The following is an 18,263-nucleotide window of genomic DNA, read 5'->3' on the forward strand; positions in this document are numbered from 1 at the left end:
GCCAGGTACAGCCGGTGCCTGGCTGGGCCGGGCGGCCGGGCCCAGGCTCGTCGGCATGGACAACCTGTCGAACACCACATCGATCACACCAACCACACTGACCTCGTCGGCCACGACTGCCGGCCTGCTCGCCGGCAAGGTCGCCTTCATCACCGGAGCCGGCCGAGGCATCGGCGCCGCCGCGGCACGGCTGTTCGCCCGAGAAGGAGCCGAGGTGCTGCTCGCGGCGCGGACCGAAGCCCAGCTCAAGGCGGTGACCGAGGAGATCAGGGCGGCCGGCGGGACCGCGGACCACGTGGTGTGCGACCTGGCCGACGCGGCGAGCGTCCGAGCCGCCGTCGACCGGGCCGTACAGCTGTACGGACGGCTCGACGTGGCCTTCAACAACGGCGCCACGGGGCAGCCGCCCGGCCCGCTGGACGAGCTGCCGGAAGCCGAATTCGACCTGGTCAGCGCCGTCAACTTCAAGGGCCCCTGGCTGGCGATGACCGCCGAGATCGCCGCCATCCGCGCCACCGCAGGGCGCGGGGCGATCGTCAACACCTCCAGCGTCGGCAGCCTCGCGGGCAACCCCCAACTCCCGGTCTACGGCGCGGCGAAGCGGGCGGTCAACAGCCTCACCGAGTCGGCGGCCGTCACGTACGGCCCTGAGGGCATCCGCGTCAACGTCGTCGCGCCCGGCACCACGCTCACCGAGATGCTGCACGCGTGGGACGAACAGTCCCCCGGCACCGTCGAACAGCTCAACGCCCGTACCCCGCTGGGCCGCGCCGCCGACCCGGAAGAGATCGCCCAGGCGGCGGCCTGGCTGCTCAGCGACCGTGCCTCCTACGTCACCGGCACGGTCCTGCGGGTCGACGGCGGGATGTGCGCCTGAGCGACCGCAACGGCGCCGGCTCGGCGCCGGCGCGGCGCGTTCAGCCCTTCCGCGCGCCGCAGAACTCGGCTTCGACGACCCCCACATACGTGGCGGCGTCACCCATCCAGTCGCCGTTGATGTTGAACGTCAGCTGGTGGCCGCCGTCCCGGGTGCCGACGACCCCGGACACGGAGCCGTTGGCGCGGCCCGTCTTGCCCACCACCGTCACCCCGCAGGAGAGAGTGACGGACTCGATGCCGAGCCCGTAGCGGTAGCCCTCGGTCTCCGCGGGCACGGTGGTGAACATCTCGCGGGTGGCCGCCGAACCCAGCAACCGGCCCCGGGTCAGCGCCCGGAAGAAGGTGTTCACGTCACCGGTGGTGGAGATCATGTCGCCCGCCGCGCCGAGCCACGACATGTTCTGCTCGGTGGCGTCCACGATCGGCGCGTCGGGCTCCTTCTGCCGCAGTCGCGAGTAGGCGGTGGGGTGCGGCGCCGGCATCCGGGGGTCCAGGCCGGGGAACGAGGTCTCGCGCAGGCGCAGGGGGTTCAGGATGCGCTGCTGCACCTCGTGCGCGTACGGGTGGCCGGTCGCCTTCTCGACGATCATCCCGACGAGTACGTAGTTGGTGTTGCTGTACAGGGCGCTCTTTCCAGGAGCGCTGTGCGGGGGCTGCTTCATCGAGAGGGCCACGAGGTCCGCGGGACGGTAGGTGGTGTAGCGGTGCTCCGGGAAGCCGGGGCCGGAGGTGCGGTAGGAGAACTCGGGGTCGGAGGTGTAGTTGGCGAGGCCGCTGGTGTGGTTCAGCAGCTGGCGCAGCCGGACGGCGCGGCCGTCGTTGCCGTTGCCGCGTACGAGTCCGGGCAGCCACTTCTCGACGCTGTCGTCCAGGTCGAGCACGCCCTCTTCCGCCAGTTGGAGGAGGACGGTGGCGAGGAAGACCTTGGTGATGCTGGCGGCACGGAAGTGGTCGGCGCGGGTCCGTTCGCGGTGCATGGACGTGTCCGCGTACCCGGCCGCGCCGGACCACCGGCCCCGCCCGTCCCGGGCTTCGGCGAAGACCCCGGGGAGGCCGCCCTTCTCCACCACGTCCCGCAGCGCGTTCTGTGTCGCCCGGTGACGATCGTCGCTGTGCCGGGGAGTTGCCGCGTCGGCGGCCGGCCCGGCGGCGAGGACGGCCGTGACGGCCAGGGCCAGCGCCGTGGCACGGGTGGCGGCCGGACGGTGGGAACGGCGGGACGTGTTGCGCGCGGCGGCGGACTCGGCGGTGCGGGTCCTGCGGTCGGTTACGGAGATCATGCCCGGGACGCTATGGCGCGCCGCGGCCGCGCAGTACCGACGAAAGTAAGGTCCGCGTTCTTGCCTTGGGGGGTTCCCACGCGCGTTCCGACGCTGCGGCGCCGCGTCGCTGAGGCGGCCGGGAAGCTGGTGAGTCCGGTCCGCCGTCTGGTACGACGTCGATCCGGGCTCGTACGACGGTACGGGGGCGGAGCGACGTGCCAGGGGTGGAGCGACGTAACGGGGGTGGAGCGACGGAACGGGGGCGGAGCGACGCACCGGATTTGGATCGACGTAACGGGGGCGGAACGACGTAACGGGGGCGAAGCGACGTGCCGGGCCTGGAGCGACGTAACGGAGACGGAACGACGTAACGGGGGCGAAGCGACGTGCCGGACCTGGAGCGACGTAACGGAGACGGAACGACGCACCGGCATCGGAACGACGCTCCAGTCCCGGATCGACGCAACACCACCGGAGCGACGAACCGAGCCCGGCTCGACGCACTGACCCCGGATCGACGCACCGCCGCCAAGACGACGAGCCGGGCCCGGATCAACGCTCCGGGCCCGGCTCGACGGTGGGTCAGCCCCTTGTGGCTCCCTCGACCTTGGCGACGCGCTTCTGCGGTGCGGGCGGTGCGGGCTGCCGGAGGGCCTGCATCATCGCCGCGGCGGCGTGCTGCGGGGTCATCTTGACCTTGCCTGCGCCGCCGTCGATCGACACGTTGTCGAAGGCGTGGCCGTACTTCTCCTCCAGCTTGGCCAGGTCTATGACCGGCTGGAGCTTGCCGTCGGGAGCGGCGGTGAAGGTCAGCAGTTCGCCGATGGAACGCTGGCTGAACGGCACCTCGACACCGCCCGCCGACAGGTACACCCACCCGGAGACCGCCGGTTCGGCCATCTCCTTCAGGGCCCGGTCGACCTCCGCCTTGCCCGCCTTCGGCTGCTGCTCGACGGCGGCCAGCACCACCGGGGTGTTCTTGCCGGTGGCGGCCCGGTCCAGGTACGCCTTTTCGATCTTGCTCTTGGACGCCTTCACGTCGACGGCCTTGTAGGGCGCGCCGTAGTGCGGGACGGCCTTGCCGTTCTCGAAGGTGATGCTGCCGTCCTTGGCGGCGCCCGCCGGGCCGGCCACCGCCTTGAGCGCGATGTCCAGCTTCTCGTCGTCCGTGATCATCGCGGGCTCGGCGGTCCGCGTGCCGCCGAACAGCGAGCTGATGACGGAGACCGGGTTGTAGTCGCGGCCGGAGGCGTCCCGGACCGTGGCCTGGGTGTCGATGTTCAGCCCGGCCTTGGCCGGCACGAGCGTCTGCTCCTTGCCGTCCACGGTCAGCTTCAGCGGCTCGTTGCGGGTCTTCTGGACGGCCGCGTCGAGCTTCTTGACGGCCTCTTCCTTTGTGGCACCGCCGATGTCCACACCCAGTGCGGTGGTGCCGTTGGGCACGTCCGCGTGGTCGAGCAGCAGCCCCGCGCCGTACGCGACGCCCGCCAGCACGACGACCGCGACGCCCAGCAGGACGATCTTGTTGCGGCCCTTCTTCTTCGGGTTTATCGGCTCGGGGATCTTGGCGCGCGGCGGGGCCGGGGTGTCCTGGCCCGCGCCCGGTCCGGGCGGGAAGGGCGCCGCGGGCGCCGGAGCGGCGTCGGCGGGGACCGTCGGGATGCCGCTGACCAGGGTGTCGCTGGAGAGCTGGTCACCGCCGCCGGGACGGCCGGAGCCGGCGGGCGCGCCGCCGGGGAAGCCACTGGCGTTGCCGCCCTTGCCGCTCTTGCCGCTCTTGCCGCCGGACGCACCGCCGCGACCGCCGGCCCCCTGGCCGCCGGCCGGCACCCCGCCCGCGACGCCACCCGGGGCACCGCCCGTGACGCCGCCCGTGACGCCGATGCCGCTGCCGGGTCCGGCGGGCGGAGCGGGGGGCTGCGGGGTGAGCACCGCGGTGTCGTCGGTCATGCCCGGACCGCCGTCCGCACCCGACGCTCCCGGGGTGCCCGGCGCGCCCGGTGTGTGGAAGCCGGTGGGCAGGTCGAAGGCCGAGTCCCCCGTGGCCGGACCAGTCGTCGGCCCGCTCGGCCCGCTCGGACCGCTCGGACCGGTCAGACCGCCGCGGTCGGCCCCCTGACCGATCCCCCCACCGACACCGGCACCGGCACCACTGCCCGCACCCGCACCCGTCCCACCGAGCGTGTCGAACGGACTCGCCCCGCCCTGCGCAGGCCCGTCGAACGGGCTGGCCGGCGTGTCGAACGGCGACGGGGCCGCGTCGAACGGCGAGCCGCTGCCCGACGCGGGCGCGTCGGAGAAGTACGGCAGGTCCGGGCGCTGCTGCGAGCCGCCGGTGCGGTCCTGCGGCGCGGCGGGAGCCTGGGGGTCCGGCGCGGGCGCCGGGGCGGGCGCCGGAGTACCGGCGGAGGCCGCCGTCGGCTTGCGGGGCGAGAACCAGTCGCTGGTCTTCTCGGCCGGAGCGCTCTTGGCGCCGTCGGCACCCGGCGCGTCCGGCTTACGGGTGCTGCCCGTGCGCTCGGACCCGCCGGTCCCTCCACCGGTCGCACCCTGGCCGAACCCTCCGGACGCACCGGACGTGCTGGACAGGGGGGACGGGGACGGGCCGGTACCGGCGGACCCGCCGGTCCCCGACTCCTCGCCGACGGGCTTGCGCACGACGACCGGCGGGATGGGACGGGACCCCGGAATATTGATCTTGATCCGCGTGGTCAGCGTGGTCTCGGTCTTCGGCTCCTCCGGCTTCGCCGCGGCGTCGGCCGCCACCACATCGTCCGCCTCGGACCGAGGCGTTCCGTACGGCGGTGTCCCCGACGGGTACGCGGCACCGCCGCGCCCCTGGGCGCCGGAGGACGAACTGTCAGATTCACGACTCAAAGCAGGTTCTCCCGGTTGGCTCCGCCGCTCGTCAGTACGGTGCTTGGGCGGCTCGGCGGCGCGCACCACCATACTGGCCGCTGTCGGCGGTCATCCCGGGAGCAGGACAACGCCCCGCTCCCGGACCGCCGTGCGGTCCTGAAAATGATCACTGGGGCCGGTACTTACTTGCCAAGTCGGGCCGCTTGCGCACCGTTGGCCCGCATCTGCGATCCGGTGGCACAGATCACAGCCAGCACGATGCCGCCGACGAGGAAGACGTACGTGCCCAGGCCGGCTCCGAAGAGGAAGTCGCCCTCGGGACGGGCGTCGCTGAGCAGGATCACGGACAGCAGCCAGCCCGCGCCCGGCGCCAGCACGCCACCCGTACGGCCGAGCGCCACCTGCCCCCCGTAGAAGAGGCCGCCGGCCGCCGCCAGCGCCAGCAGCAGCCCACCGGGGAACCACGCCGCCTGGACGAGCCCGCCCGCGGCCGCCACGACCGCGCCGAGGACGAACAGCAGGACGTACGCGGCCACCCGGCCGGGGCTCAGCGGCGCGGCGAGCCCGGTTCCGGCAGCCGCGCCCCTCGTCCCCCGAGCGCCTCCCGCGGCCGCCGTCCCGGCACCCGTGCCGGCGCCTCCACCGGCACCGCCCCTGGCCGCCGCACCCTTGCCGCCCTTGGGGGCCGCCGACGCGCCCGCCTTCGGCCCCTTGCCGCCCGACGTGGCCCTGGTGCGCTTCTTCGCGCCGCTCATACCGCCTGCTCCTTCTCGTCCTCGGTGCGCGCCCCGTTCCCCGTGTCGTCCGCCACGCCCGCGAAGAGATCGTCCTCGCGCTCCCCTGCCGCGGCGCCGGATCTGCCCCGTACGAGCTGGTAGTACTCGGTCCCGAACAGGGGCTGCCCCAGGCCGTTGGAGAGCGCGAAGAAGGGGCCCTCGACGGCGATCTGCGTGGCGTGCGCCCGCATCGCCGCCGCCTTCGCGGCCCCGTACCGCTCGCCGCCGGAGACCGCGGCGGTCACCACGCTCTCGTCCACGATCCCCGGCACGTCCTCCGCCGCGCCGACACCGGGGAAGGACGGGCCCGCCGCGCGCAGCCGCGCGAAGCCCTCCTCGACCACCGGGCGCGGATTACGGTTCCAGTAGATCTTGCCGATCCGGTGCGGCGCCCCCAGCTCGGGGCGGAAGTCCGGGTCCGCGGCGAGATCGGCGGCGCGCATGGCGACGCGGTGCGCCTGGATGTGGTCCGGGTGACCGTAGCCGCCGTTGTCGTCGTAGGTGACCAGCACCTGCGGCCGTACCTCGCGGACGACGGCGACCAGGTGACCGGCGGCCTCGTCCAGGTCGGCCCGCCAGAAGGCGCCCGGCCGGTCGTTCTGCGGGGCACCCATCATCCCGGAGTCGCGGTAGCGGCCGGCGCCGCCCAGGAAGCGGTGGTCGGTGACCCCGAGCGCCTCCATGGCGGCGGCCAGCTCGTCGACGCGGTACGGGCCCAGGGCGTCGTCCCGGTCCGGCGCGAGGTGGGCCAAGCCGGGCGGGATGACCTCGCCCTCTTCGCCGCGGGTGCAGGTCACGAGCGTGACCAGGGCTCCTTCGCCCGCGTACTTGGCCATCGTGGCGCCATTGTTGATGGACTCGTCGTCCGGGTGCGCGTGCACGAGCAGCAGCCGGCGGGCGGGAAGGTCGGTCATGGAGACAGCGTACGAGCCGGGCGGCCGGGACCCCGCATCCCGATCCGGCCCGCCCGGCCCACCCCCGTCAAGGGCCGGGCCGGCCGCCCCCGCGCGCGGGCTCCGGCGGGCGCGCGGCACCGCACGGACGGGTGGCTAGAACTTGATGCCGCCGAGCATCCCGGCGACGTTCGTCGTCAGCTGCTTGATGGTCGGGCCGATCGACGAACTGGCCAGATAGAAGCCGAGCAGCATGCACACCAGCGCATGTCCCGTCTTCAGCCCGGACTTCTTGACGAGCAGGAAGACGATGATCGCCAGCAGCACCACCGCCGAAATCGTCAGTGCCACGGCGGCTCACCTCCAAGTACGCACGGTCCGGACAGCGTTGGGACGACGCGGGGCCGACGGGTGACGGCCCCGCGGGCACGGGGTTGTCACGCTCCACTCCCATACCCACTCCGCGGAGGGGATCATAACTTTCCACGCTCGCGCATATGTCGGTGCACGGGAGCAGAACGGGGGCGCACGCGATCATCGCGGAAGCGGGCGCGACCAGGGCGGGGCACCGTAGGCTCCTCCGCATGACCGGACAGCTCTCTTTTCCTCGGCAACACGCCCGTACCCAGCGCTTCTCGCTGGGCGCGCCGCGCGGCTTCGCGGTGGCGCCGGACGGCTCACGCGTCACCTTCCTCCGCTCCCGTACGGGCACCGATCGAGCGAATCTGCTGTGGGTACTGGATCTTGACGAGGGGCGGGAGTACGCCGCCGCCGACCCGGCGGCGCTGCTCGCCGGCGCGGACGAGGAGCTGTCGCCCGAGGAGCGGGCGCGCCGCGAACGTACGCGCGAAGGGTCGTCCGGTGTGGTGGGCTACGCCGTGGACGCCGCGGTGGAACTGGCCGCCTTCACCCTCTCGGGCCGCCTGTTCACCGCCGAACTGCGGGCCGGCACCGCCCGTGAACTGCCCGTTCCGGGCCCGGTGGTGGACCCCCGGCCGTCGCCCGACGGACGGCACGTCGCGTACGTGTCCCAGGGCCGCCTGCGGGTCGTCCCGGCCGACGCCGCGCCCGGCGACGGTGACGGCACGCCGGGCGACCGTTCCCTCGCCGAGCCGGAAGGACCGGACGTCACCTGGGGCCTGGCGGAGTTCCTCGCGGCCGAGGAGATGGGCCGCTTCCGCGGCTTCTGGTGGTCCCCGGACAGCGACCGGGTGCTGGCCGCGCGCGTCGACGACGCGCCCGTACGGCGCTGGTGGATCGCCGACCCGGCGCACCCGGACCGCGAACCGGCCCGGGTCGCCTATCCGGCGGCCGGCACCCCCAACGCCTCCGTGGGCCTGGCCCTGCTCGGCCTGGACGGTTCGCGCACGGACGTCACCTGGGACCACGAGCGCTACCCGTACCTGACGCGCGTGCACTGGTCGGCGGCGGGCCCGCCCCTCCTCCTCGTCCAGAGCCGCGACCAGCGCGCCCAGCGCTACCTGACGGTCGACGTCAAGACGGGTGCGACCAGCACCGTGCACGCCGACGAGGACCCCCGATGGGTGGAGCTGACCGCCGGATCGCCCGCCTGGACGCCGGACGGGCGCCTGGTGCGCGTCTCCGACGAGGGCGGGGCCCGCCGGCTGTTCGTCGGCGACCGGGCGCTGACGGCGGCCCCGCTGCACGTACGGGCCGTGCTGGACATCGGCGAGGACGACGTGCTGTTCACGGCGAGCGGCGAGGAGCTGCACGACATCGGCGTCTACCGCGCCTGGTACCGCGGCAGCGGCGACCAGGGCGGCTGGGAGCGGGTCGGCAAGCGCCCGTACCCGTCGGTGTCCTCCGCGGTGCGCGGCGGCGCCGTGACGGTCCTCTCGCACGCCTGTCCGGACCGGCCGGGGGCACAGACGGAGGTCGTGCGCCTGGAGGCGGACGGCGGCGAGACCTGGCTGGCCGCGGTCGGCTCGTACGCCGAGGTGCCGGCGCTCGCCACCAGCCCGGAGTTCGTCCTGTCCGGTGAGCGGCAGATCCCCTGCGCGGTGCTGCTGCCGACCGGCTACCGGGAGGAGGACGGGCCGCTGCCGGTCCTCATGGACCCGTACGGCGGACCGCACGGTCAGCGCGTGGTGGCCGCGCACAACGCCTACCTGACGTCGCAGTGGTTCGCCGACCAGGGCTTCGCGGTGATCGTCGCGGACGGGCGGGGCACTCCGGGGCGCTCCCCCGACTGGGAGAAGGCCATCCACCGGGACCTGGCGGCGGTGGTCCTCCAGGACCAGGTCGACGCGCTGCAAGGGCTCGCGGCCCGCTTTCCGCTGGACCTGGACCGGGTCGCGATCCGGGGCTGGTCCTTCGGCGGCTACCTGGCCGGGCTGGCGGCGCTGCGCCGCCCCGACGTCTTCCACGCCGCCGTCGTGGGCGCCCCGGTCACCGACCAGCGGCTGTACGACACCCACTACACGGAGCGGTACCTGGGGCACCCGGACGAGGACCCGGCGCTGTACGCGAAGAACTCCCTGGTCGACGACGACGGCCTGGTGGGTGCCGCGGAGCCGCACCGGCCGATGATGATCGTGCACGGGCTGGCGGACGACAACGTGGTGGTGGCGCACACCCTGCGGCTCTCCTCCGCGCTGCTCGCGGCGGGCCGGCCGCACGAGGTGCTGCCGCTGTCGGGTGTCACGCACATGACGCCGCAGGAGCAGGTGGCCGAAAATCTCCTGTTGCTCCAGGTCGACTTCCTGAAGCGCTCGCTGGGGGTGAGCTGAGCCGTCCGGCTCGCCGTCACCAGTTCGGCGGGAGGTCCGCGGGCGGGGGTGGCGGCGCGTACCCCGGTGGCAGCGGCTCGCCCACCGGCCCGCGCGGTACGGCCGCCCCGGCCGCCGGGCGGGCCAGTGCCAGCAGCGCCACGAGACCGGCCAGAACGGTGAACGCGGCGGTTGCGACGTCGAGTTGAGTGCGCGGGGCCAGTGCCCGGAAGTGCCCGAGCAGCCCCGCGCGCTGCTCGGCGGCCAGCGCCGCGGCACCGTGCGCCAGCAGCAGTGCCGCGGTCAGCAGGCCCAGCGGCCGCAAGGACGGCGCGCGCCGCGCCGCCCCGACGGCGGACACCAGAGACAACAGCGCCAGGGACAGCAGGGTCCAGTTACCCGGTGGCTGCAAGAGCACACGATGCGCGTCACCGTCGCCGACGACGCTGCCCCAGTACGTACTCCACCCCAACTCCCTTACGGTGTACGCCTGCCAGGCCGCCAGTATCACCCCAGCACCGGCCAGCAGCAGCGCGGCCACCACCGCGGGCGCGCGGCGCAAGCGACTCTCCCGGCGGTCCGCACCTCCGCGCCCGGCCGAGGCGGCAATCAGCAGCAGCACGCTCACCACAAGGGCAACACCGGCCGTGATCAGCGCCCACCCCCTGGCCCCGGCGCCTGCCCCGGGAAGCCCGTCCGCGCCGAGGTTCCACAACGGCGGCGCCCGGAACAGCAGCGTCACCCCGGCCACCGCGCTCAGCGCGCACGGAGCGGACGGCGAGCGGCGCAGCACCGCCACCACCGCGGCGAGACAACCGATCCCCAGCACCGGTTCCAGCAGCGTGGTCGCCCAGACCGCCGCACCCTCCGGCCGCAACGGCACACCGGCCCACAACCACCAGACGTCCGACGGGTGTCGCGCCACGACGAGATCTCGGCTGATCCATACGGCGCTCAACAGCGCGAGCAGCAGGCACAACAGCGCACCGAACCCTCCGGCACCGCGCGCGCGAGCCCTTCTCCGCCCCATGTCGTGGCCCACCCCCTGCCCCCGCACGGACAGGTCTACTCCACCCACCGCACCGCGACAACCGCGCGGCAGCAGACGGCGGACGGCGGGCGGGCCGCCGCCGGCCGGGGTGATCACAGGGCCACCCCGGCCGGTTCACGGCACCCGCACGGCCGTACGCTGTCGAGTATGGCGCGTCCGTATATCGGCGTGACGACAGTCAAGTTGCCCCGTCGTTACGGACGTTGAGCGGGATATGTCGCCCATGCCGTACGCCGCGTACCGCTGTCAAGCACGCCATGGCGTCAATCTGCGCAATCTTCGCTCAAGAAGAGGACACCGCCCCACCGAGCGTTCGCCGTCCTCTTGACTGGGCCATAAATCACTTGCCAAAGTCCGCTCAACCAGCGGTGCGAATCAGCTCCGCTTCCTGTTGCAAGTGAACTCGGTGCGGGGGAACTTCGCGATGACCAGTCCGTCCCAGACCGCGGTAACGCAGACCGATCCCTCCGGACTCGGACCCGAAGGGCTGCGGAAAGTCAAGGACCGCAAGGGCGGGGAACTGGTCGGCCGTTCCCCCGGCCAATTGATGTGGATCAGGTTCAAGCGCGACCGGACCGGAGTGATCAGCGGCTGCGTGGTCATCGCGTTCTTCTTGATCGGTCTGCTCGCCCCGCTGATCTCCAAGCTGTACGGGAAGGATCCGTACACCCGGTACGGACAGATCACTCCGGGTCTGCTGGTGAACGGATATCCGGCGCAGCCGAACGGAGGCATCTCCTCGGAATTCTGGTTCGGAATCGAACCCACCCTCGGGCGTGACGTGTTCATGCAACTCGTCTACGGCATCCGGACCACCCTTTACCTCTCCGTCGCCATCACTCTCGTTTCGGTGCTCACGGCAATCGTCATGGGAGTGGCCGCCGGATACTTCGGCGGCCGCGTCGACTACTTCATCGGCCGCCTCATCGATCTGCTGATGGCCTTTCCCAACCAGCTCTTCTTCGTCGCGTTCGTCCCCGTGGTCGGCGCGATCTTCGTGGCCCCCGAGGACGCGATGGCCACCTGGATGCGCTGTCTCATTCTGATCCTGGTGCTGTGGTTCCTGGGCTGGATGAGCCTGGCCCGGCTGCTGCGCGGCACCACCCTGTCGCTGCGCGAGCGCGAGTTCGTCGACGCCGCCAAGGTCAGCGGCGCCTCCCCGGCCCGCATCATCCGGCGGGAGCTGCTGCCGAACGTCATGACACCGATCCTGGTGCAGACGACCTACATGCTGCCCAACTTCGTCACCTCGATCGCGGGCCTGTCCTTCCTCGGCGTCGGCCTGGTCGAGCCCACCCCCGACTGGGGCCGGATGTTCGCCAACGCGGCCGATTACTACCGCAACGACATCACGTACTTGTTCTTCCCCGGCATCGCGATGGTGCTCTTCATCGTCGCCTTCAACCTCCTCGGGGATTCCGTCCGGGACGCCTTCGACCCGAAGCGCGCCCGGTGAACCGTGTTCCACGGGGGGTGCTGCCACCCCAGCACCGCACACGTCAGGCAGCGGCCACGGAACTACGACAGGCAGGTGCATCCACCACCATGAAGACACTCCGTACGCACAGAGCGCGCGCCACCGTCGTGGCGCTGTCCGCGGGGGCACTGGTCCTGACCGCCTGCAGCAGCGGGGCCGGCGAGGGGGCGAAGGACGACCAGGGCCGCAAGGAGGCCGAGAGCCAGCGCGCCCAGATCGCCTTCGGCGACGCCAAGGCGTCCACCGGGCCGGCCGAGGCGGTGCCCGGCGCGGCCCCCGGCGGGACGATCAAGGTCTACCAGCGCGACACCTACGACCACCTGGACCCGGCGCAGATCTACGTCAGCGACGAGGGCACCCTCTCGACGCTGATCTTCCGCCGGCTGACCTCCTACCACCTGGACAACGACGGGAAGTACACGGTCGTCGGCGACCTGGCGACGGACAGCGGCAAGTCCACCGACGGCGGCCGGACCTGGACGTACACCCTGAAGAAGGGCCTGAAGTTCGAGAACGGCCAGCCGATCACGTCGAAGGACATCCGGCACACCTTCGAGCGGCAGTTCGCCAACTTCATCTCCAACGGCCCGACGTACGTGCAGCGCTGGCTGGCCGACGCGGAGGGCAACGAGTACCGCAAGCTGCTGCCCGGCGGCCCGTACGGCGGCAAGCACCTGCCCGACAGCGTCCTGGAGACCCCGGACGAGAGCACCGTCCGCTTCCACTTCAAGAAGCCGGTCGGTGACCTCCCGTACGCGCTGGCCATGGCCGGTTACGCCGTCGTCCCGGAGAAGGGCGACACCAAGGAGCGGTACGACAAGAACCCGGTCTCCTCCGGGCCGTACAAGATCGCGCCGGGGTCGTTCAAGTCCGGCAAGGGCATGTCCCTGGTCAAGAATGCCAACTGGGACCCGAAGACGGACATCACCCGCCACCAGTACGTCGACAAGTTCGACATCCAGTTCGGCGTCTCCTACCCCGACTCGACGCAGCGGCTGATGTCCGACAGCGCCGACAACAAGGCGGCCATCAGCTTCAACAACCAGGTCGACGCCGCCAGCCTCCAGCAGGTCGCCAACGACCCGGACGTCAAGAAGCGCTCCACCTCCGGCTACCAGCCCTACGTCGGCGCCATCAACTTCAACATGAGCCGCCTGAAGGACAAGAAGGTCCGCGAGGCCATCGCCCACGCCATCCCCATCCAGGCCATCCTGGACGCGTACGGCACGCCGGGCGGCGGCGAGCTGGCGGGCAGCTACATCAGCCCGACGCTCACCGGCCACAAGGACATCGACCCGTACGGCAAGCTCAAGAAGCCGATGGGCGACGTGGAGAAGGCCAAGCAGCTGCTCAAGGAGGCCGGCAAGGTCGGCATGAAGCTGACCTTCGCGTACACCAACGCGCCCGAGCCGCAGAAGTACTCCGTCGCGGTCGCCGACAACCTGCGCAAGGCCGGCTTCGACGTGCAGAACAAGGACCTGCCGTCGGACACGTACTACGACATCATCGGCAAGGTCAACAACCAGTTCGACATCTACCCGTCCGCGTGGGGCGCCGACTGGCCCAGCTCGCTGACCGTGATCCCGCCGGTCTACGACGGCCGGCAGATCCAGGACAACGCGCCGAACTACTCGCACTACAACAACCCCGCGGTCAACAAGGAGATCGACCGGATCTCCCAGCTCACCGACCAGAAGCAGGCGGCGCACGACTGGTTCGCCCTCGGCGAGAAGATCCTCAAGGAGGACCTGCCGCAGCTGCCGACCTTCTACTACAAGCAGGTCCAGCTGCACGGTTCCCACGTCGGCGGCGTCGTCAACAACGACATCATCAGCTCCGTCGACCCGACCAAGCTCTACGTGAAGAAGTAGCGGAGCCGGCGCCCCGGCGCCGTCCGAGCGCCGTGCGCCGCCCGCGCCCGGTGTGCCCGCCGTCCCGGGCGGGCGCACCGGCCCGGCGCACTCCCGACCCTCTGGCTGCCCAAGAGAGCTGCGACCGCCATGCTGCGTTTTCTCTTCCGCCGGTCCCTCGGCGCGATCGTGATCCTGCTGATCATCAGCGCGTTCACGTTCTTCCTCTTCTTCGCCGCCCCCCGGGATCCCGCGCTGCTGGCCTGCGGAAAGAACTGCACGCCTGACGCCATCGCAATGATCCACAAGAATCTCGGGCTCGACAAACCCGTACCGGTCCAGTACTGGCTGTTCATGTCCGGGATCGTCACCGGACGGGATTTCGCCGTCGGGCACTGTCCGGCGCCCTGCTTCGGCTATTCCTTCGCCAACGGCGACCCCGTCTGGGACACCATCGTGGACCGTTTCCCCACCACCGTCTCGCTGACCATCGGCGCCGCCGCGGTCTTCCTGGGCGTCGGTGTCGGCACCGGAATGATCGCCGCCTGGAAACAGGGCAAGCTCATCGACAAGATCTTCAGCTCGTCCTCGCTGGTGCTCTCCTCGATGCAGATCTATTTCATCGGGCCGATCGTGCTCGCGCTGCTGGTCTACAACCTCGGCTGGTTCGGTCAGCCGAAGTACGTGCCGCTCCTGGACGATCCCGTGGGCTGGTTCCTGGGGCTGATCATTCCGTGGTGCGTGCTGTCCGTCATCTTCACCGCGCAGTACACGCGGATGGCCCGCTCGTCGATGATCGAACAGTTGCAGGAGGACCACGTACGGACCGCCAAGGCGAAAGGAATGGCGTCCCGTACGGTCTTCTTCCGCTACGCCTGGCGTGGCTCGCTCATTCCCATCGTGACCATTTTCGGCATCGACCTGGGGTCGCTGTTCGGCGGCGCGATGATCACCGAATACGTCTTCGCGCTGCCCGGTCTGGGCACCCTCGCCGTGAAGTCGGTGCAGAACACCGACCTGCCCATGACCATGGGCGTGATGCTGTTCGCCGCGACCTTCATCATCCTGTTCAACATCGTGGTGGACGCCTGCTACGCGTTCATCGACCCGCGCGTGCGGCTGTCCTAGGAGAGGCCCCGTGTCCACACTCACCCAGCCCGCGGGCGCACCGGCCCCGGCCGCCTCGGCCCCGTTCCTGTCGGTACGCGACCTGTACGTGCGGTTCGCCACCGAGGACGGCGTCGTCAAGGCCGTCGACGACCTCTCCTTCGACCTGGAGCGCGGCCGTACCCTCGGCATCGTCGGCGAGTCCGGCTCCGGCAAGTCGGTCACCAACCTCGCCATCCTGGGCCTGCACAGCCCCAACTACACGACGATCACCGGCGAGATCCTGCTGGACGGCGACGAGCTGACCGGCGCCCGGGAGAAGGACCTGGAGAAGCTGCGCGGCAACAAGATGGCGATGATCTTCCAGGACCCGCTGACGGCGCTGTCGCCGTACTACTCGGTGGGCCGCCAGATCGCCGAGCCGTTCGTCAAGCACACCGGCGCGAGCAAGCGCGAGGGCCGGCAGCGCGCGATCGAGATGCTGGAGAAGGTGGGCATCCCGCAGCCGACGCTGCGGGTGGACGACTATCCGCACCAGTTCTCCGGCGGCATGCGGCAGCGCGCCATGATCGCCATGGCGCTGGTGTGCAACCCGTCGCTGCTGATCGCCGACGAGCCCACCACCGCGCTGGACGTGACCGTGCAGGCGCAGATCCTGGACCTGCTCAAAGATCTCCAGCAGGAGTTCGGCTCGGCGATCATCCTGATCACCCACGACCTGGGCGTGGTCGCCAACACCGCCGACGAACTGCTGGTGATGTACGCCGGGCGGGCCGTCGAGCGCGGCACCGTCAAGGAGATCCTCACCGAGCCGCGGCACCCGTACACCTGGGGCCTGCTGGGCTCGATGCCGCGGCTGTCGGCGAGCGTGGAGGAGCCGCTGACACCGATTCCCGGCACCCCGCCGAGCCTGCTCGCCCCGCCGCCGGGCTGCCCCTTCCACCCGCGCTGCGGCTTCGTCTCCGAGGTCGGCGGCACCCGCTGCCAGGACGAACGCCCGCCGCTGGCCCCCGGCCGGGCGGCGGCCTGCCACCTGGGCCCCGAGCAGAAACACACCCTGTTCACCGAGCAGATCAAGCCCCGGCTGGGCTAGGAAGCGAAGCGACGACCATGAGCGCACCCGAAGACGTCCTCGTGCCCGCCCCCCGTCCGGCCGCCGCCGGGCCCGGCGAGGTGCTGCTGACCGCCCGGGGCCTGACCAAGCACTTCCCGATCATGGCCGGATTCCCGTTCAAGCGGCGGGTCGGGGCGGTGCAGGCGGTCGACGGCATCGACCTGACCGTGCACAGCGGCGAGACGTTCGGCCTGGTCGGCGAGTCGGGCTGCGGGAAGTCCACCACCGGGCGGCTGCTGACCCGGCTGCTGGAACCGACCGCGGGCTCGATCACGTACCGGGACCGGGACATCACCCACGCCGGGCGCAAGGAGCTGGCGCCGGTCCGCTCCGAGATCCAGATGATCTTCCAGGACCCGTACTCGTCGCTGAACCCGCGGCAGACGGTCGGCACCATCATCGGCGGGCCGATGGAGATCAACGGCATCGACCCGGAGGGCGGCCGGGAGCGGCGGGTACGCGAACTCCTGGAGATCGTCGGCCTCAACCCGGAGCACTACAACCGCTTCCCGCACGAGTTCTCCGGCGGCCAGCGCCAGCGCATCGGTGTCGCCCGCGCGCTCGCCCTGGAGCCGAAGCTGATCGTCGCGGACGAGCCGGTCTCCGCGCTGGACGTCTCCATCCAGGCCCAAGTGGTCAACCTGCTCCAGGAGTTGCAGCGGGAGCTGAACATCGCGTTCCTGTTCATCGCGCACGACCTGGCGATCGTCCGGCACTTCAGCCAGCGGGTCGCGGTGATGTACCTCGGCAAGATCGTCGAGGTGGGCGACCGGTACTCGATCTACCAGCGGCCGCGCCACCCGTACACCCACGCGCTGCTCTCCGCCGTCCCCGAGGCCCGGCTGCTGGACGCGCAGGAGGAGGCGGCGGACCGCGAACGCATCCGGCTGGCCGGCGACGTCCCCTCACCGATCAACCCGCCGTCCGGCTGCCGGTTCCGTACCCGCTGCTGGAAGGCGCGCGACAAGTGCGCCGACGAGGAACCGCCGCTGGTGCAGATCACCGGCAACGTCGGCGGACACCTGACGGCCTGCCACTTCCCGGAGGAGCCCACCACGGCGGCGCGGGACGCGGACATCGTGCTGGACCCGGCGCTGGCGGCGATCGAGGACGCGGTACCGGGGCCGGAGGCGGCCGACGGAAGTTCCTGAACGGCCGGGGCCCCGGCCCGCGTCCCCCGGTGTCGGATCAGCCGATCGGGGCAGGTGCCGAGGACGCACTGGCTCCACACAAGGACAGATGACACATATGGCTCACCGCTCCCCGGCCCGGATACACACCCGCGTCCCCCTCCTGGCCACCACCGGAGTCCTGACACTCCTCTGTACGAGCACCCCGGCCGCCGCAGCAGCCACCGGCTCCCACGCGCCCGCGCCGCGCCCCACCTACGCCGTCGCCCACCGGGTGCTGACCGCCGACGGCGTGGACACGGCGCTGAAGCACGGCGCCAACGCCGTCGAGATCGACGCCACCGCCTGGAAGAAGGGCTGGTGGGCGGATCACGACGGCACCCCCACCAGCGCCGGTGACACGATGGAGGCCATGCTTCAGCGCATCGCCCAGCGGCGCGGCGAGGGCAGGAGCGTCAACTTCGTCTGGCTGGACATCAAGAACCCGGACCACTGCCGCAGCGACGACGCGAAGTGGCGGCACTGCTCGGTGGCGGCACTGCGCGACCTGGCCCGCCGCACGGTGGAGAAGCAGGGCGTCCGCGTGCTCTACGGGTTCTACGGTACCGAGGGCGGCACCGGCTGGAAGGATGTCTCGACCGGCCTGCGCCCGCTCGAAGGGGTCGACGTCAGCGGCAACGCCGAGGACGTGGCGAAAGCCTTCGCGGCCCACGGCTCCCGCATCCCCGCGAACCAACGCGTCATGGACAAGGGCCTCTTCGGCATCGCCCTCACCCCCCGCAAGATCGTCGCAGAGCTCCGGGCCGGCGCCGAGGCCCGGAGCCGCAAGGAAATCGCCTCGACCGCCGGCTGGACGGTCGGCACGGGTGACGAGAAGAACGTCGCCAAGCTGCTGGCGCCGTACACGGCGGGCGGGGCCGACGCCGACAGCCTCATCTACGGGCTGCGGGCCGCCTGCTACCCGGACGGCACGTCCAAGTGGCGCGGCGGCTGCGGCACCGACGACTCCTCGGTGAAAAAGGCGCTGGCCTCCATCACGGATCACGTCGCCGGCCACCCGGCGGAACGGCGCATGGCCACCAACACCGACGTCCCCTTCGGCAGCTGAAGCCGGGCCCTTGCGCAGCGCACCCCCG

At 71.5% G+C, this 18,263-nt stretch carries 14 protein-coding genes; 8 read left to right on the top strand and 6 right to left on the bottom strand.

Annotated features, from left to right (window positions below; translation table 11 throughout):
- The first annotated feature begins 55 nt into the window (after nucleotides 1–55).
- A complete protein-coding gene (locus OEIGOIKO_RS14625) occupies nucleotides 56–877 on the top strand; it encodes an SDR family NAD(P)-dependent oxidoreductase (protein WP_125054418.1) in 822 nt (273 codons plus the stop codon).
- Between the two features lie 40 nt (nucleotides 878–917).
- Here OEIGOIKO_RS14625 and OEIGOIKO_RS14630 read toward each other — a convergent pair whose 3' ends face one another.
- From OEIGOIKO_RS14630 to OEIGOIKO_RS14655, 5 genes are all read right to left on the bottom strand, one after another.
- A complete protein-coding gene (locus tag OEIGOIKO_RS14630) occupies nucleotides 918–2,159 on the bottom strand; it encodes a serine hydrolase domain-containing protein (protein WP_125054419.1) in 1,242 nt (413 codons plus the stop codon).
- Between the two features lie 564 nt (nucleotides 2,160–2,723).
- Nucleotides 2,724–5,018, bottom strand: a complete 2,295-nt coding sequence (locus tag OEIGOIKO_RS14635; protein WP_170251425.1) for a hypothetical protein — start codon at nucleotides 5,016–5,018, stop codon at nucleotides 2,724–2,726.
- A gap of 164 nt (nucleotides 5,019–5,182) precedes the next feature.
- Nucleotides 5,183–5,755: a DUF6113 family protein gene (locus OEIGOIKO_RS14645; protein WP_125054422.1), complete on the bottom strand. Its 573-nt coding sequence runs from the start codon at nucleotides 5,753–5,755 to the stop codon at nucleotides 5,183–5,185.
- Nucleotides 5,752–6,690 carry an N-acetyl-1-D-myo-inositol-2-amino-2-deoxy-alpha-D-glucopyranoside deacetylase gene (mshB, locus tag OEIGOIKO_RS14650; RefSeq protein WP_125054423.1) on the bottom strand — a complete coding sequence of 313 codons (939 nt, stop codon included), beginning with the start codon at nucleotides 6,688–6,690 and terminating at the stop codon, nucleotides 5,752–5,754. The genes OEIGOIKO_RS14645 and mshB overlap by 4 nt, the downstream gene beginning before the upstream one ends.
- A gap of 135 nt (nucleotides 6,691–6,825) precedes the next feature.
- Nucleotides 6,826–7,020, bottom strand: coding sequence for a hypothetical protein (locus tag OEIGOIKO_RS14655; RefSeq protein WP_030020272.1), 195 nt, complete (start codon nucleotides 7,018–7,020; stop codon nucleotides 6,826–6,828).
- A 233-nt stretch (nucleotides 7,021–7,253) separates the two neighbouring features.
- Here OEIGOIKO_RS14655 and OEIGOIKO_RS14660 point away from each other — a divergent pair, with 233 nt between their 5' ends.
- On the top strand, nucleotides 7,254–9,419 hold the full coding sequence (locus tag OEIGOIKO_RS14660; RefSeq protein ID WP_125054424.1) for a S9 family peptidase: 2,166 nt from the start codon (nucleotides 7,254–7,256) through the stop codon (nucleotides 9,417–9,419).
- 16 nt (nucleotides 9,420–9,435) lie between these two features.
- On the opposite strand, the gene OEIGOIKO_RS14665 is transcribed toward OEIGOIKO_RS14660, so the two are convergent.
- A complete protein-coding gene (locus OEIGOIKO_RS14665) occupies nucleotides 9,436–10,377 on the bottom strand; it encodes a hypothetical protein (RefSeq protein WP_125054425.1) in 942 nt (313 codons plus the stop codon).
- A gap of 496 nt (nucleotides 10,378–10,873) precedes the next feature.
- Between OEIGOIKO_RS14665 and OEIGOIKO_RS14670 the strand changes: the two genes are divergently transcribed.
- The 6 genes from OEIGOIKO_RS14670 (at nucleotide 10,874) to OEIGOIKO_RS14695 (ending at nucleotide 18,235) form a co-directional block, all read left to right on the top strand.
- On the top strand, nucleotides 10,874–11,905 hold the full coding sequence (locus OEIGOIKO_RS14670; protein ID WP_125054426.1) for an ABC transporter permease: 1,032 nt from the start codon (nucleotides 10,874–10,876) through the stop codon (nucleotides 11,903–11,905).
- An 89-nt stretch (nucleotides 11,906–11,994) separates the two neighbouring features.
- A complete protein-coding gene (locus OEIGOIKO_RS14675) occupies nucleotides 11,995–13,797 on the top strand; it encodes an ABC transporter substrate-binding protein (RefSeq protein ID WP_125054427.1) in 1,803 nt (600 codons plus the stop codon).
- Nucleotides 13,798–13,926: 129 nt separating this feature from the next.
- The gene (locus tag OEIGOIKO_RS14680) at nucleotides 13,927–14,904 is read left to right on the top strand and encodes an ABC transporter permease (protein WP_125054428.1); all 978 of its coding nucleotides are present in this window, start codon (nucleotides 13,927–13,929) and stop codon (nucleotides 14,902–14,904) included.
- A gap of 10 nt (nucleotides 14,905–14,914) precedes the next feature.
- A complete protein-coding gene (locus OEIGOIKO_RS14685) occupies nucleotides 14,915–15,976 on the top strand; it encodes an ABC transporter ATP-binding protein (RefSeq protein ID WP_125054429.1) in 1,062 nt (353 codons plus the stop codon).
- A 17-nt stretch (nucleotides 15,977–15,993) separates the two neighbouring features.
- On the top strand, nucleotides 15,994–17,148 hold the full coding sequence (locus tag OEIGOIKO_RS14690) for an ABC transporter ATP-binding protein (RefSeq protein ID WP_125054430.1): 1,155 nt from the start codon (nucleotides 15,994–15,996) through the stop codon (nucleotides 17,146–17,148).
- A gap of 97 nt (nucleotides 17,149–17,245) precedes the next feature.
- Entirely contained in the window at nucleotides 17,246–18,235 is a 990-nt protein-coding gene (locus OEIGOIKO_RS14695) for a PI-PLC domain-containing protein (RefSeq protein WP_125054431.1), read from the top strand.
- Nucleotides 18,236–18,263: the final 28 nt, after the last annotated feature.

It is taken from the genome of Streptomyces paromomycinus (genome assembly GCF_003865155.1).
Taxonomy (GTDB): Bacteria; Actinomycetota; Actinomycetes; order Streptomycetales; family Streptomycetaceae; genus Streptomyces; species Streptomyces chrestomyceticus.